The organism is Paenibacillus sp. FSL E2-0190 (assembly GCF_037992965.1).
In the GTDB taxonomy this organism is placed as follows: Bacteria; Bacillota; Bacilli; order Paenibacillales; family Paenibacillaceae; genus Paenibacillus_AQ; species Paenibacillus_AQ odorifer.
Window position 1 is genome coordinate 2,102,701 of record NZ_CP150306.1, and the last position, 16,591, is coordinate 2,119,291.

At 42.9% G+C, this 16,591-nt stretch carries 15 protein-coding genes; all 15 read left to right on the forward strand.

What is annotated here, in order from left to right:
* The first annotated feature begins 6 nt into the window (after positions 1 to 6).
* The 15 genes from NST25_RS08900 (at position 7) to NST25_RS08970 (ending at position 16,431) form a co-directional block, all read left to right on the forward strand.
* Entirely contained in the window at positions 7 to 840 is an 834-nt protein-coding gene (locus NST25_RS08900; protein WP_339190285.1) for a hypothetical protein, read from the forward strand.
* Positions 833 to 2,680 (forward strand): ATPase, T2SS/T4P/T4SS family, encoded by a 1,848-nt coding sequence (locus NST25_RS08905; protein ID WP_081387195.1) that lies wholly within the window; start codon positions 833 to 835, stop codon positions 2,678 to 2,680. The genes NST25_RS08900 and NST25_RS08905 overlap by 8 nt, the downstream gene beginning before the upstream one ends.
* Positions 2,677 to 4,758 (forward strand): hypothetical protein, encoded by a 2,082-nt coding sequence (locus tag NST25_RS08910; RefSeq protein WP_076279378.1) that lies wholly within the window; start codon positions 2,677 to 2,679, stop codon positions 4,756 to 4,758. The genes NST25_RS08905 and NST25_RS08910 overlap by 4 nt, the downstream gene beginning before the upstream one ends.
* Before the next feature lie 13 nt (positions 4,759 to 4,771).
* On the forward strand, positions 4,772 to 5,275 hold the full coding sequence (locus NST25_RS08915) for a hypothetical protein (RefSeq protein WP_076219079.1): 504 nt from the start codon (positions 4,772 to 4,774) through the stop codon (positions 5,273 to 5,275).
* A 57-nt stretch (positions 5,276 to 5,332) separates the two neighbouring features.
* Entirely contained in the window at positions 5,333 to 5,854 is a 522-nt protein-coding gene (locus NST25_RS08920) for a hypothetical protein (RefSeq protein ID WP_076279377.1), read from the forward strand.
* A 27-nt stretch (positions 5,855 to 5,881) separates the two neighbouring features.
* A complete protein-coding gene (locus NST25_RS08925) occupies positions 5,882 to 6,424 on the forward strand; it encodes a hypothetical protein (RefSeq protein ID WP_076279376.1) in 543 nt (180 codons plus the stop codon).
* A complete protein-coding gene (locus tag NST25_RS08930) occupies positions 6,421 to 6,783 on the forward strand; it encodes a hypothetical protein (protein ID WP_076279375.1) in 363 nt (120 codons plus the stop codon). Before NST25_RS08925 ends, NST25_RS08930 begins: the two co-directional genes overlap by 4 nt.
* A gap of 14 nt (positions 6,784 to 6,797) precedes the next feature.
* Positions 6,798 to 7,349, forward strand: coding sequence for a hypothetical protein (locus NST25_RS08935; RefSeq protein ID WP_076279374.1), 552 nt, complete (start codon positions 6,798 to 6,800; stop codon positions 7,347 to 7,349).
* The gene (locus tag NST25_RS08940; RefSeq protein ID WP_076279373.1) at positions 7,336 to 8,316 is read left to right on the forward strand and encodes a hypothetical protein; all 981 of its coding nucleotides are present in this window, start codon (positions 7,336 to 7,338) and stop codon (positions 8,314 to 8,316) included. Before NST25_RS08935 ends, NST25_RS08940 begins: the two co-directional genes overlap by 14 nt.
* Before the next feature lie 81 nt (positions 8,317 to 8,397).
* Positions 8,398 to 9,573, forward strand: a complete 1,176-nt coding sequence (locus tag NST25_RS08945) for a copper amine oxidase N-terminal domain-containing protein (protein ID WP_081387194.1) — start codon at positions 8,398 to 8,400, stop codon at positions 9,571 to 9,573.
* A 96-nt stretch (positions 9,574 to 9,669) separates the two neighbouring features.
* A complete protein-coding gene (locus tag NST25_RS08950; RefSeq protein ID WP_081387193.1) occupies positions 9,670 to 12,897 on the forward strand; it encodes a DUF5704 domain-containing protein in 3,228 nt (1,075 codons plus the stop codon).
* A gap of 196 nt (positions 12,898 to 13,093) precedes the next feature.
* The gene (locus NST25_RS08955) at positions 13,094 to 13,390 is read left to right on the forward strand and encodes a WXG100 family type VII secretion target (protein ID WP_076104587.1); all 297 of its coding nucleotides are present in this window, start codon (positions 13,094 to 13,096) and stop codon (positions 13,388 to 13,390) included.
* 108 nt (positions 13,391 to 13,498) lie between these two features.
* Entirely contained in the window at positions 13,499 to 15,556 is a 2,058-nt protein-coding gene (locus NST25_RS08960; protein WP_339190289.1) for a hypothetical protein, read from the forward strand.
* A 2-nt stretch (positions 15,557 to 15,558) separates the two neighbouring features.
* The gene (locus NST25_RS08965; protein WP_076220591.1) at positions 15,559 to 15,810 is read left to right on the forward strand and encodes a hypothetical protein; all 252 of its coding nucleotides are present in this window, start codon (positions 15,559 to 15,561) and stop codon (positions 15,808 to 15,810) included.
* Between the two features lie 264 nt (positions 15,811 to 16,074).
* Positions 16,075 to 16,431, forward strand: coding sequence for a hypothetical protein (locus NST25_RS08970; RefSeq protein WP_076309320.1), 357 nt, complete (start codon positions 16,075 to 16,077; stop codon positions 16,429 to 16,431).
* Positions 16,432 to 16,591: the final 160 nt, after the last annotated feature.

Here is a 16,591-nt window from a genome sequence, read left to right on the forward strand (position 1 = left end):
GTAATTGTGCTAGTGGCTTTCTGGGGACCTGCTCAAGGGCAGGGGAGAACAACTTCGAATATGGCAGCTATTGCGGCTACCATAGCGCTAGATCATCATATCCGCGTGTTAATGACACATACGCATTTGGAGCAAGGTGTGCTTGAGCATTTGTTCTCACAGACAAGAACAACGCTTCAATCTGCGAAGACCACAGGTGGAATGGATGCGATTGAGAGATTAGTGCAGTGTGGAATGCTTACACCTGAAGGAATTAGAGATCATGCGGAGTCCATTCTTAAAGATCGGTTGGAACTGCTTAGTGGATCTATGAGTGCTGAGAAACATGAGTCAAAGCTCTTGCTTCCGCATATCTTCAAGGATTATCGCAGGTTTTATGATTTGTTATTTGTGGACCTCTCCTCCGAAGATGATCCGGAGGTCGTATCTCTGGTTATGGAACAGGCAGATTTGATTGTGGTTAACCTAAATCAGAATCAGGTAAGTCTGGATTCCTATTTTTTGAACAAAAACAAAGCTCCTGTGCCGAGTCATAAGTCAGTCCTCTATTGTATTGGGGCTTATGAGCGCAGCTCCAGGTTCAATAAAGAGAGAATTATTAAGCTGTATGAATTGAAGAAAAAAGCAGTAGGTGTTATCCCACATCATATTGGTTATATGGATGCTCAAAATGAACGGCGTTTTGTTCAGTTTCTATTGAAGGCAAGAGAAGCTAAATCCCGTTTTCTGGAGTTTAGTGAGGACGGAAACTTCACTGAGGCGGTACGACATATGGGACAGCTTATTCTCCGGATGCTGGAGATTTCTCCAGTATCGGAAGTGGATGCTGCGAATGATTAATCTGATTCTGATCTTTGTAGTCCTGATAGCTATTGGAGTGTTCCTGTACTTATGGCTGGGCAGACGTAAGGATGCTGCTCCACCTTCCGTCCAACTGAAATATGATATGAATGAAATCGTGCAGTTTCTGAGAAGGGCTTTTGAGGAGATTATAGCGGCGTCTCTTTATGAAGGTAGCCCAAGTGAGGAGGAATACAACCGTCGGAAGGCGCGGAGAAGGGAATTGCAGAAAGCGCTCCGAAGTTGCATGCACGGTGATCTTTCCGCTAAGAAATATGTGAAGCTTTATATGAAGGATCTATTAGTTCAGACCTACGGTCTGGATGAAGGAAATGTAGATAAGATTATCAGCTTCGGCCATACGAATCGATTGACTTCACAGGATTGCTTCGATATCTTGCTTTATGTTTTCAAAAAAGATCATGGTCAGAATGCATTTAATGTAATAGTAAGCAAATATAGCCTGGACACATTGCAAAAGCTGCCTGATGGATCTAAGGGGTATAAGATCACCGAAGAACAGATTCGCCATATCTATCAGTCAGAGCAGCCGAGATTGTCTATCCAGGACAAGATTGAAATTATTGTTCAGAGAGCTTATCAAATTTATAAGGGGCTCGGCGTTATTGATGAGCTTCGAGATCAGAACATCGACGGAGTTAATGGAGGAACAAGTGGCATGCCTCCTGATGTCGTGCAGACTACAGATTTTCTGGAATATACGAAGCAGCAGCATTTTATTCCACAATCCTATGATGCGGTATGGACATTCTACCGCGGAAAATCGCTTCACCTGGAATTCTTAAGTTTTGGTTCTGAGAAGGAGCTTAAGCGGGTTTGCCAAAATATCTATGGGTTTGGTAATCCTGGGCAATTAAATGAATCCAAGGGTTATATCATCAACGATATGGCTGATGGCAGCCGGGTCGTGGTTGTGCGGCCCAAAATGGCTGAAAGCTGGGCTTTTTTTGTCCGCAAATTTAACGATTCGCTCGTGGAATTGGATCAGCAGATCCAAGATCAAGGGGCACAGCTTGCGATTGATATGCTTATTTTTCTCATCTTGGGCCATCAGGTCACCGCCATCACTGGCAGACAGGGCTCGGGGAAAACAACGCTGCTTAAGGCACTGATCAAATATATTGATGCGAAGAATATCCGGATTCAGGAGACTTCCTTCGAGATCTGGGCGAGAAAAATGTATCCGGGTAAAAATATTTTATCCTTTAGAGAAACCCCCTCCGTTAGTGGGCAGGATGGGCTGGATGTGCAGAAAAAAACGGATGGCGCTGTGAATATCGTCGGTGAGGCGGCTACTCATAGTGTGGTCAGTTATGTGATTCAGGCAGCCCAGGTAGCTTCTGAATATACATTGTTTACACACCACGGCAAAACACTGCCCAATTTGGTCAGCGCTTTGCGCAACAGTCTTATTGCATCGGGAGCTTTCAGTAATGAGAAAATTGCTGAGGTTCAGGTTGTTGAGGCGCTTGGTTTCAACGTTCATCTGGTACTACGTGCTGGGAAAAGATATATCGAACGGATTACAGAGATTATTCCGGCAGATCCCCAGTTCGAATATCCTCAGAACTACAAGGATCCTGAGAATATTACGGACAAGCTGGATGCTTTTATGGATACCGTGACCGAATACTTTGGCCGGATGACAGATCGGCGTTCCTATGATTATAAGGATGTCATTGTGTGGGAAGCCGGAGAATACGTGACCAAGCATCCGATCAGCAGCCGTAAAATCGATGAAATGCGCAAAAATATGGATGAAGAGGATGCACTAGAATTCGCTGCATTTCTTGAGAAGTATTGGGGGCAATCCGCATGAATCTGCAAAACCTATTATTGATTATTTTGGGAACCTCGGGAGTGCTACTGGTTGTCCTGCTTGTGCTGCTTAACATAGTGCAGCGTAAATTGAAGGGAACACAATATCAAGAGCAAAGGCGGCTAAAGGCTCTCCTGCCAACGAGAACAAAGGAAAAAAGATGGTTGGAGCAGGCCCATAAAACTTATCCGGTACTTGATGAACTGCCATTAGTGAAGAAACTTCTTCACCGGATGCGCTCGCGTCTGACCTTGGTTCATGCAGGCAATGAAATCATGATCAGAAGTCGCGCGGCTGCGCTGACGCTAATGATTGTTGCTTGTATTCTGATCATTTCGTTGAGTTCATTCCTCTGGACTTCATCGTGGGTAAGCCGTGCGACTATTATGCTAGTCTCAGTTTATCTTGGAGGTGTCCTTAGTGATCTCTTCATTGGGCGTTTAGTAAAGCAGATGTTATATGACCAATCGTCCATGATTCTGGATATTCGCCATGAATATCATCAGACACATATGGTGCAAGTCAGCTTGGAGAATTCTGCGGAACGTTCGAAACCAATGGTAGCCGTGCATGCCCGGCAGATTGCCGGGATTCTGGCAGCGGTGGACCCGGAAGATGAACTACAGAAATATTATGAGATTGCACCTAACCGTTATATGAAGCAACTAGCTGGGGTGAGTTACAAAATAGGTGAATATGGCGATGCGGATATCCATAAAGGGGAGCGTTCGATTTATCTATCGATGCTTGGCAATATCAGAGAAGAGATTCATATGGATATTAATCGGCGTGAACGAATCGATCGTTTGTTATATGGTATCGTTTTTGTAGCCATTTCACCCGTATTCATGCTGGATCCAATCCGCAATTGGGCGGAGGGAATGTTTCCTATTGTATCTAATTACTACAATTCGGCCTGGGGGTTATATTCTTTAATCTTACTTTATATCACGTTCATAATATCGTTTATTGCCTTGCGGATTCTCAAGGGTGTGGATGAAGATACACAATCTATCAAAGATGAGGGTAAGTGGTTAAAACGGATTCTGAAGAAAAAATGGATCTTTAAATTGGTGGATCGAATCACGCCGGCAGAACATGAGCCTCTTCATTTCAAGGTAGCCGGCAAATTGAAGGATGCTAACTCCGGATTGTCGCAACAGGCCTTCTTTTTGCAGAAAACATTAGCGGCAGTAGTTATCTTTATGCTGATCGTATCGCTTCAATTTTCCATCCATGCCAATATCAAGCACAACATTTTGCACCCCAATAAGCAGATTACAACAGGGGGCAATCAGACAGAATCTCAGAAGCTGCTGAGCGAGGAACGGTACGCTTTTGAGCAGACTTTAATTGGAGAACTGGTAGCGAAGGATATTACACCGGATCAGATGTTGCCCTACATTCAGGAGAAAGCGGAGAATAAGTCTTTCCTTCAGAACAATCTGAACCAGAATGCCTATGCTGCACAGTTAATGAACAGGGTAGAGCAATATCATGAGGAGTACTACAAATGGTATGAACTTTTGCTGGCTTTTGGGCTGGCGGTGGCAGGGTTTTATCTTCCGGATGCTTACTTAATCATTCGTACTCAGCTGCGAAAGTGGGAAATGCAGAATGAGGTGGATGGCTTCAATACACTTTCCATGATGCTGTCTCAATTTCCAAATATCAGCGTGTACGAAATGATAGAGTGGCTGCATCGTTACAGCTATATTTTTGAGCGGCAGCTGCTGCGCTGCATGCTGGATTATGAGGCTGGAGGCTGGAGTGCCATTGAGAATCTGAAGGAGGACGCACGTTTCGTTCCCCTCGAACGGCTCGCAGACCGCTTGCAGGTTGCAGCCGATCTGATCCCAGTGAAGAAGGCGTTTGATGATATGGATGCGGAGAGGGCATTCGCGATGGATCAACGCAAGGAGCACTATGAGAAGGTCATCAGCAGGAAAAGTACACTGGGTAAAATGTTTGGGTTCTTGCCGATGCAGGCAACGTTCACCTTATATTTACTGCTTCCCTTCGTCTATATGGCCTTCCAGCAGCTGGGTGACCTGACTGTTGTAACTGGCAAAATGTGAAGGAGATACAGGCATGGAGAATATAGCAAGCTTTTTGAAAACAACAATATCGATTCTGATCACACTGGCCATTATATCATCCGGTCTGTTCTTGTGGGGGAAGACACAGCCAGTTGTCGAATTGGCGAATAGCCAGGCGGCGGCACAGGCCAGGGAGCTTTCGGAGCAGCAATATTCCGCATTTGACAATCAGATTGTCAGCGGCTCCCAGATTCTCACAGCTTATCGGAGGTACGAGTCGCAGCAAGGCTTCTGCCTATACGTTGAGAAACCATATGCTAATGGTCAGAATGAGGCAGAAAGAAGATTTAGCATGAATCCAAGTGGAGAAGGTTATTGCCGTGCGTTTGATTATTCCGGAGCGAAGTTCAAGGAGGGAAGCGAAAGTGGTGTAGATGAAGAAGAAATCTCGAATGCTTCAGGACAATATTATATCAGTCCACAAGCTAGATATAGGGCGAGGCTGATAAAAGATAATAATGAGCGCATTGCAGCTATTTTTTTCGTAGCGGAGTAGATGCGTTAAGAGCAATAAAATAAAAATTAGCTCCAAATAAGGTGAGGAGGAAACATCATGGAGAATATCTCGACCGGACTTAAATGGGTGATTGGCATTATTGTTACCATTCTGATTATTGCCGCAGGTGTAAGTATTTATCTGGTTATCAACAACTACTTCATCCGCGCACAGGAACAGACTCTGGCCCAGACCCAGATGATTAATCAAGCGGAATTCAACAGCTATGATAACAAGGATGTATCCGGCCAGGATGTGATTAATGCGGCAATGCGGTATAAGGGACGTCCGCAGTTCGCGATTAAGATTAAAACAGGGGAAAATACAGAAGGGTTCTACGCGCAGAATACTTATGGGGCTAGCTACGAAGAACCTAAAGACACTACTAATCCGGTAGTTGATTTATCTACTACTAGTAATCTTCAAGGTGATGTCAGTGTTTCGACGATGCTTGATCAGACAAATTCAGATTCATATAACAGTGATAATTATTTAGTAAATACACTCTCCGTCTTTAAAGCGGTTGTTTATAAGGACAGCAATGAGGAGGTTCGCTTAATAGTTTTTACCCAGAAATAAAAACGATATAGAAAAGGGTGGGTATAGATGGAGAATATTTCTACGGGACTTAAATGGGTGATTGGCATTATTGTCACCATTCTGATTATTGCCGCAGGTGTCAGTATATATCTTGTCATTAATAATTATTTCATCCGTGCCCAGGAGCAGACCTTGGCCCAGACTCAGATGATCAATCAAGCGGAGTTCAATTCTTATGATAACAAGGATGTATCTGGTCAGGATGTTATTAACGCGGCAATGAGATATAAGGGACGTCCGCAATTTTCCATTCTGATAAAGACTGGAGTAAATAAAACTGGTTTTTATGCGAAAAACACATATGAAACTTATTATGAGCCTGCGAAAGCGGCCAGTGGCGGAAACCCGGCATCAGAGCTTGATCTTGGAGACAAGAACAGTGGTGCTGATAACTTTAGTGTATCAGCAATGCTCGACCAGAGCTCTAACCAAGATAACAGTAAAAACTGTAATGTCAATACGCTTTCTATTTTTAGAGCTACCTTACATAAGGACAAAAATGATGAGGTTCGAATTATTGAATTTAATCAGAATCCGGATCATAAATGAAAACTAGCACTCAATTTCTACTAACCCTCTTTGCTTGGATCTTGTTTGCTGTCGGCGGATTTACGTTTTTGCGGCTGGAGATGGAGAGTTCTGTTCCAAACAGGCACTATGAGCTGCCGACAGTTGCATCGGCACCTTACAAAGGGATAGGTGATTTGAACAAAATTAGCGGTGAGCAGGTCATTGGTATGATCTCTCCAGCACTGGAGGGGGAATATATTTTATATATCGATGGCATTGCAATTAATGAGGAAACGGACCTTACAGCAGTGGATTTGCGTGGAGTGCCTGATGCTGCTTATCAGTTAAGAGTCACGCGAACCGATGAGATGATTACGCAAATCTCCGCCACCCGCTAGAAAGGAGGAGCCGCATGGCAGACGCGCTGAAAGGTGTAATTATTATTATTTTGCTGGCATTTGTGTTCGGAGTCTATCCGGCATTCCGTCAATCCGAAGTTGTAGAAAGGAATACTAAGCTCGCCGCCAATGCGGCTGTGGTGGAATTCGTGGATACCGTTCGTGCTAAAGGATACTTGGATACTTCCGATTATGAGCTGTTTCTTCATTCGTTGGATGCTTCATATGGTGTTTTCAAAGTGCAAATGGAGTATTACAAAAAGAATTTACAGCCCTTATATACGAATCCTGATGATTATTCTACATTCCAGAACAGCTTTAGTGTCCGATATGACGGATATTTCAGCAAGGATATTTTGGAAATCTTATATCCGCATTCAGGAACTTTACTGGCTGCAGATGATCCAGGTAGAAGGTTTACCATGCATGTAGGCGATCTGTTCAATGTCCGGTTAGAATCTGAAGGGACGACACTTGCCTCACGGATGCGATCGCTCTTGTTTCATAGTGAAATGATTCCGGTCAATTTGAAGTATGGGGGGATGGTCCGAAGTGAAGCCCCTTAGTGTTGTGCTTGTTTTTCTAATTCTGGTCATTCCTCTTGTTCTTATGGGCGACACTCGAGAAGATCTTCAGGTCTTCAATCAGGACATGTATAAACGCTATTCGGATGATTTTCAAGCCGCAGTGGATGATGCTGGTGATTATCTGTCACGACTGGAACAGCAGCCTACTACCACAGCAGTGCACTATGGGCGGGAACGCCAACTGCAACTGGATCAGGATGTGCTAAGTGTTTTTTACAGTGATTTAGCTTTGAAATTTGGGCTGGAGAACAACCAGACTGAAATGAACAATTTAAAAATGCATATACCCGCACTGGTGATGTTTGGATATAGCGGCTATACGTTGGTTACTTTGGACGACACGGCTAGTAATAGCGGGAAGGATGAACTTAAGCCTGTGAGTTGGCCTGAGCGTCCATATTATTACAAGCTTCAGAACGGCAATTTGCTTTATTTCACTTTGGACGATAATGCGCGGGTGTATGATACTACCTCTAATGAATTCTATGAGGGGGAGTATACAACCCTAGCGGCTGAGACCAATCTTAATCCTCTGACCTCTATAGAACTATTTCACGAAATCCGGCAGAGTACGATCACATCACTCGTTGAAAAAGACTTGGCAACAGCCATTAACAGACATTTGGAGCTAGTGAAACGAATGGGCTTGTCGATTCAGTTCACCCTTCCCCGCGGCTTGCAGGAGCAATCCATACAGGATGTAGGGATTATGGCTTTTATTCAAGGTTATCCACTTCCTGGGGGAGAACTGCTGGATGCATATTCCTTAGGTAGTGGGGCAGTAATGCGACGAAAGGTTCTGATAGGTACCCGGAATTCAGCAGGGAGACATATTGCTTATGGAGAAAGCTGTGTACCCCCGGGGGTTACTGTTATAGAAAGTCTGTTCGATCCAGAGGAGGCTGCGCGAAAAGGGTATTTTATTGAGGATTGTGCGGTTAGGTGATAGATGTGGGAGTAAAAGATTTGGTATGGAGAAATAGGGTCATCGGATTAAAAAAAAGTTTCATTGTGGAGGAGTGAGAACATGAGGAATTTTAAGTTTAATAGTCTATCAGCAATTATTAGATCAAAGAAGGCAAGAAGAGGCATGACTATAGTCATTTGTGTGTTCGCAAGCTTAGTGTTGTTAATTACTACAGCGGGAGCGGCAGGAACAGCTGCCAAAGCAGTGAACGTCATCATGGACGGCATTAAATATCCACTGACAAAGGGACATCCTTATTCAGAAAATGGGACGACAATGATCCCATTCCGCATGATTTCAGGAAAACTCGGCACACAAGCTAACTGGAATGCAGCAAACAAAACGTTAACTCTGCAGCAAAAAGAAAACAAAATTGTACTGACAGTAGGTTCTTCTTTTGCGAAAGTGAACGGGCAACCAGTAGCGCTTGGTGCTATGGTTGTACAAAAAGATGGAATGACGATGATTCCATTAACCGTTGTCTCTGATCTGTTATCCGCAGAAGTGGAGGTGGACGAATTTTCTCAAAGTGTGCACATTCACACGCCGGGTAAAGATTTAGGGGAACTTGATTATTTTGGAAGGAAAATACGTACGACAAACCTACCTAAGAACTATAAAGATTATCCATATATTCTGGAAGACATCCCGAATGAAATGTACGAAATGAGGCATACCATAAACTACTCTGCTGGGAATGCTGAGACTGGAGCGCAGGTGTTTAGCAAAAAAGAGTTAACGAGTGAAGATATGGCCAAAATCATTAAACGTATGAAAATTGGGTTTGATCTACGGTTGAATGTGGATTATAAAACGATTAATCCGGCAAGTTATGCGAAAGAATCCTTTAAGTACGAGAATCAATCGTCTTCTATCCGGGAAAAGGAAATTGAAGAATATGCCGAATGGGTGAAGAAAAATAAGATTCAAATTGAAGGGGCAATTGACCCTGAATCGTCCGTGTTGTATTACCCAGGAACCGGGGATTACCGCGTTCGATCCATGTTCCGATTCAGAATTAATAGTTTTACAGAGTATAAGGACTTATTTAATGACGTATACTTCAAACTTGCTGAATTCAGACTTCACGAGAAATTAAAAAAAGGGGTCTGGTATGAGGGTTATGCTGATTTAAGTATCTCTACGAATTACTATAATCCTATAGTAGGTGAGCATTTTAATATAGATGCACTCTCAAGCTTGTTTGAAAACACCACCCTTCATGAAGTGAAGTGATGAAAGATGCGGCGTAAATGCCTCGGTTGTCTATTGTTAATTCTAATAAATTCTTTATTGTTTTCTCCTTTTATAAGTCTTGTAGAGGCTGCCTTTATGGCCAAGTTTAAAGATGGGGCATTTCTTTATACAACAACTTCCAATGAAGCCTCTTCGAGTATAAGATTCCAGACGGTAGGTTGGTATATTCATACCCAACCAACGTGTGCATCCTCTGGAGCCTATGGAGGTGAAGTGCAATGCGACCCTACCTCATTGCCTTCTAATCAACGTATTAAATTACAAGATAATGGCGGAGGGCATGTGAAATCAGAAACTATTGTAGATGGGATAGTGACTACAAACTTCGAATGGACTAAAGCAGAAGTGCTCGCCGCTATTGGACAAGCTAAGGCGGAACAAGTCATCTCTGAAGGCACTCCATTATACGCTAGCGCCATAATGCGAGTAGTGACGGGGTCCAGAACGAACCCAATCCAAGTTTCCGGACCCTATCATACGTTGTATGATATTAAACACGCAGAGAGTTGGGCTCATCCAGAAGATTTGAGACAATATTTCGATGTCACAGTTCCCTTTCAGGGGGAAAATTATCCGGTTAATATGATTCTTAAACTTTCGAACGGAATCGTGGTGAGCGATCAATTAATTGGTAATTATAAGGCTGGTTATAACATTGTAAAGTCTTTTCCCCTGACCGTTCAATACGAGGGAGAGGAATATCAAATTAACCAATCTTGGCTTTCTCCGATTCTGAGGCCAAGCGATCAATTATATATTCAAAGCAAAGCTTCGAATGATCCCAGCTTAGTTCAGCGTAATTTTAAGGTTTATGTAGGTGGAGTCAAAATGGTGGCCAGTTACAAAAAAGTTGGTAGCCCTCCCACCGAGGGAGAAGGCTCAGGCGAATGTAAGTATACTATTGATCCACCAAACAAGATCGCTGCTCCGCAAACGTCATTTATGGAACCGGATGCGAACGGGGCAATTCTAGGTGATGATACAGCAAATGGACGCCATTTTGATGCACCGGTGGGAATCCCCACCTCTGAGAATTTATTTTCCAATGTGTGGGGAAAGAACTATTTGTTTGAACATACCTTCGCCAATATGGCAGGTCAGATTCGTTATTCCTGCAGTGTTAAAGTTACATATCCGACGAAGTGGGAGGAAGCGCAGCCGAATCTTCCAGGACCAAATGGAACATCGATTCCTCAAGCTCCGCTTCCTAAAACAGGGAAATTTGATAAGACCTATACCTTTGACTTGACTCCAAAAGAATATGCGTACTGGCAGGTAGATCAGTTAGCTGTTTATCAAATCGATCGTGCCCAGATGGAGAACTATGCGCTGCCTGGAGGAGAAGTCACTCTATATCCTAATAATTATGGTTCGCCGACGCTTGAGCTTACCAATAGTACAGAAGTAGAAGACCATGTTGTTCCCCAAGATACGGGAGGGATAGAATTCAAGCCAGAAGTGGTAGATGGTGGAGACCACGAACCGGGTCCTGAAGATGTTGAGGATACAGACGTGCTCACAGACCTTGCGGAAATGCAGACCAAAGATCCTGAGGTGCAGAATGACCGACTAGTATTTAACGGGGAAACGATTATGGATGATACCGTTGCTAACAAGACCGGGCCTACCCCAGGGAGGATTCCTGATCCGCAAATCATCGGAGACGAGGTGCTTTACGAGGGCCAGTTGATGATCAATAGCGGTTTACTCAATCGGCAGAATACAACCAGCACGGGTACCATTTATTATACAATGCTGTCGGAGAACGTAGAGGGAAACGGAGATCAGGAATTTTTGATCTCTCCGATTAACTCCGTTACCGTGCACACACCGGTCGTCAACTACTCGCTACTTCCAGACGATAACCGCCCATTCGATCAACGTATGACACCGGATATGACTAGGGCGGTGCTGATCTTGGATCGGCCGTTCACCATACATTTTACGGAGAGTGGCCAGCATCTCAATATCCCTGGGTACGGCAACCGGGATTATGCCAAATACACGAAAAACAAGCGGATTCAATTTCCGTTTGGTGTGTTTCAAGGCAGCCAGTATTACCCAGAGAATACCTGGATCTACATCCCTGTTGGAACACCGTCCATGACCTTTACTATGCCAACCTGGGTGAATGAAGGCGACTATACCATTTATACGCAGTCTTGGGCTATAAACGCCCCGTCAGATGGATTGGATCTTTGTGAGGAGAACTTGAACGGTAATTTGACGAATTACTGCGCTTCGGAGAGTTTTAATATTGGGGTCGTCGGTCGACTGTTCGATTTTCGGATTTGGGACATCGGTGATTTTCGGTTTGAAAAGGTGTTTCGAACTGGCGTGGGGACACTTGAGCATAGCAACACGATGTACTATACAGGAGGGAATGATGAGAATGGCATACCGACCGCTTTAAGCGGACAACCACAGTGGCAGCTGCCGATCCGCAAGGGTTCTCATCCTACGGAGCAACGGACGGTACCGCATAACGGCTATTCCTTCTTGTTTGACTTCCGGACCATCGGGAACCTGTGGCAGCCGGGCGAGGGTATCCGGATCGAGCCAAGCTTCTATTTTATTCCGAAAAACGGAGGTACAGCGACACCTGTCGATCTGTACTATGATATCTCCGGTTCGAATAATAAAATGATCGGAGTCGGCTCTTCCAAGGATAAGCTGAGTTATTCTCGGACCTACCGCTTGGCGGATGGCTTGCGAAATATATCGAGTGGTGAATTATCGACGGCAGCAAGCTATGAGTACAATTACATACTGTCCGAGGCGGAGCGGGAAAAGACCTCTTGGCTGAAGTTCTATCAGCAATATACAAAGCGCAAAACTAAAATCGCTACAGGCTATAACCTAGAGCTTCTACCTTATAAATCGAGAACCTTAGTAGGTCCGACCGATATCCCTAATGGAGTGAATCCGATAGCGGCGGTTCGGAGCGTTCAACACTGGTACGGAGAATACAACCTGCCGATAGCCCCTTACATCCTGCCTAAAGGAACAGACATTGTCACCCTGGCGAATCATTATGGAGGGGCACTAGATGGGCATGAGCAGGAGTTTATCACTGGCGGCTATATCCTGGTAAATTTCGAAATTTATACGGTTAAAAATGGGGATGCCGACACTCGTATTTTAGGCTACAAGGCACCTATTGCTAACATGTGGGCGATTGAAGGTCAGATGACTGGGAGCACAGATGAAATGGGGCAAACGTTCTCTTTTTCCTCTGGGGATATCATTCTGTTTGAATCAGATTACTCTGTACGAAATGATTATCAGGGGCAGGCAAAATAAACTTTAGAAAAAAATAACTTAAATGTTTTATTTATCTTTAAATGGATTTAAATATAAACTTTATATCATTGAAGACCGATAATTATATAAAGGAAACCGGAGCTATAATAATGAATTTGAAAGATCTTTTGGGGTGTTAAAAAGTATTTTTTAAGTTCATTTTTATATAAAAAATCATTTAAAGGAGAGGTTAATAATGGCAGAAAAAGTTACATTGAGTTACGAAGGATTAGCAGGGCAGGCAAGTACAGTTTTGAAACAAAAACTAGAGTACGATGCATTAATGAAAAAGATTATGACGACTGCAACGAATCTGAATAGTATTTGGGAGGATGCAGCAGCTAGAGACTTTGCTGAAAAGGTAAAAAGTATGCAGAAAACTTTCGATGCATTTGGTAAAGCGCTTGAGGATATTGGAACTCATATGAATAATGTATCTAAGAGTTATTCGCAATTATCTAGAGATATTAAGACTTCTCAAAAAGGTTTCTAGGAATCTTTAATATGATTTAGACAGCAAGAGCTCTAATACATAAGAATTCAATTAGCTATGCAGAGTGCTGCATAGCTAATTTTATTAGAAGCAAGCAGGGGGAATCACATGGCGTCAACGAAGCTTACATTTAACGTAGATGAAGTCGAGCGCCTGCAGACGAAAATAAGACAGGTAAGCCAGGACACCAACCGGCTGTACCTCCAGTTCAAAGGTCAAGCTAGTAACTGGAGTGGCGTCCCATTAGGATCAAACCAGGTGCAGGCGCAGATAATCATCAACGAACTGACGGTAGAAGCGGAAAAATTGGAAGACATCATTCGAGGCGCGATAAAAGGTGTTCAAGGCGCACAGGATGAGAATAAGCGGCAGGCAAATCAACTTTTTCAGCAGCTCGGTGTTCTTGAGGGGATGTTCGAAAGGTTTGGGAGCGGAAGTGCAATTGGGCAGTCTTCAATTCCGACGACGGCTCAGAAAGCGGTCACGAATCTGATCACCACAATTGCTACTCTGATGGGTTGGGATGAGTTGAATAGTGATCCTATGGTGCAGAAGCTCCAGGCAACTGTTAAAAAGTCAGGATTGGAAACGATCGACTCCATAGCCGCGCAAAGTAAACTGAAGGATATCTACCTGGCGCGGGATCAGATCGCGAAGGCGCAGACAGCCTATGAGGTATATCAGGCGTTTGGAAATCAGACTCAAATGGACGCAATGCATAAGTTAGCGGAAGACGCACGCAAGAAGCTGAAATCCTTGGGTATAGACGAGGTCCAGTACCAGGCGGGTAAGGATCTAAGCACTTATTTTAAGAAACCAGCGGTTAAGGCATGTGATTATGATCCGTCGATTACCAGTAGAAGCATACCACTAGTGCAGAATGAAACGTATCAGTTGCTACTACGGACGGCAATGGAAAAAGGGGAGAAGGGAGCCTGGGCAAAAGGGCAACTGGAAGGCGTTCAAACCACCATGGAACAGATGATTGCTACTGGAGTAAGTTTGGGTGTACACGTGATGACAAACCAAGGTGGAAAGGCTTGGGGAGATGTTATAAAATTGACTTCATCAGTCGCCCAACTGGATTCCTATAATCTGTTTAGAAAGAATAAAACGGAGGAACAAGCAAAACCCGAGGATTCTAAAAATGCCTTTTATAAATCAATAGACAGTTTTAAAGAAATTGGAAAGGGTTTTGTAGGGACATTAAGAACTCGTGCGGATAAGGCGACAGACTCCCCCTATGACTTTTTCAACTGGTTAACATTAGGCATAACAGGAGATATTCCGGTCGGGATATATGAAGCAGCCAAAGATCGATCAGAGCATATGTTTGATTCAAAGGAGAAGTTTGCGGATTGGTTAACACTGGGAACAGTGGAGATGGCGAAAGGAGCATTTGATCCAGACGAAGCATGGTCAGCGGATCATTGGCTCAATAGTCTGGGAATGGTAACGTTGTTGTATGGTCCGGTAGAAAAATCTTTGCTTCCTACAGGAGGCGGAGGTCTAAAGCCTCCAAAAGGGTTAGATTCTGTAAAAGGTATTGAGGTACAAAAACCGTTGCCGGCATTTAGCACAAATGAAGGTTTTCAATTCAAGATAAATAATCTAGATATAGATACGCCGGCACTTCCACAGACCCCGATGCAAATCAATTTTAAGAATGAAATGGACCGGATTTTAAGAGAGAAGATGGAAGGGAAAAGTGACAGTAATCATTCAATAAAGGATGTAGAAGTGAAGGCGGTTGAGGGGACGGGGAATGCTCAGACAGGTGGGAGAGAACTTTCAGTTGATGAATATCTAAAGCGTCTTGATATTTCTGATGCAATGTATGAATCCTTTAGGAAATCGAATGTAGATGTTCAGAGTATTGCAAAAAATACAGGTATGTCCGAGAATAGAATTCAAAGAATAAAAGACCATTTATTTTTTAAAGAACATATTAAAGAACATGGTGTTGGACGCTTTGAAGCAGATTATGAAATTGCACAAGCATGGGATAGACTTCAAAAAGGGACATTTAAACAACAAGATATTGACTTATTGAATCATGAACTTTTTGAATCTAAATTTGAAGGTATTTTTAAAACAGACTATAGGACTGCACACGATAAAACAGTTGATTCTGGTCGTCCGTGGTATCCACCTGAGGAGGAGTAAATTTGGCTTCGTACGTATTGCTTCTAAAAGAACAAGAAGATGATGAATCAGTTGTTTACAGATTTGGACCAAATGAAGATGTTATGGGTAAAATTGAATTGAATAAGATAACTAAGATGTTTTCTGAGTTAGAGTCTATACCTGACCCTAGTATTCCTAGCAAATTTTATTTTGATAGAGCTGCTCAAAGACTGGTGGTTTGCTTGGTTAGAGAGGGGGGGAAGTTCCCAGAAAGAACTGCATTTGAATCATGATTATCCTAGTCTTCAAGTGAAGGGTTTTACAAGTTGTGGGGGCTACCCAGTTCCGAGTGAATTCTTTATTAAACCAGTAACCAGAATTGGGAAGCGAGAATCGCCGATGAGATTAAAGCATACACTATTGAAATTGAAGAGGCTAAAAGGTTAGGACTGGATAATGTTGCAGAAAAACTTCAAAAGAACTTTGAAGCTGAGCAGCAATATATTATTGATAGATATGGTCCTATAGACGAATAAATTTTATGAAGGGAATATATTATGGCCTCAATAGTTGAATTAGCAGAAGAAATTAAGGCTGATACAATAAAAAATGAAGATTTAATAGTATGCTTGGAAGCTAAGAATTTAAAGGTTGTTGCTATGGCAACGTTTAAATTGATTGAGAGAAATTACTGTGATATAGGAATTGTAGAGAGGCTTGCTGAACTAGGAAAACTCCTAACAGATAGTAAGTTTATTGGACCATGGCAATTCGGACATGTTGCAATAGCTACACTATCCCTTTTAAGTCATAAGGATGCAAAGATTAAGTTTAACGAGCTTTTTGAGGGACTTAGTGAGTCTGATAAATTTTTAGTGGATAATTTTATTAAATCAGAATCTTATAAAGCTTAGGGAATATGTTTAGAATTGTAAGATTGGAGTTTACAATTCCAACAACCAGATCGTACAATACAAACCAAACACTAACTGATTCAAACACTTGATAAACTTTCAAAGCTCTTTCCAACTTGTTTTATGAGTAGGAATGAGCTTTTTTACATGCTCAAAATCA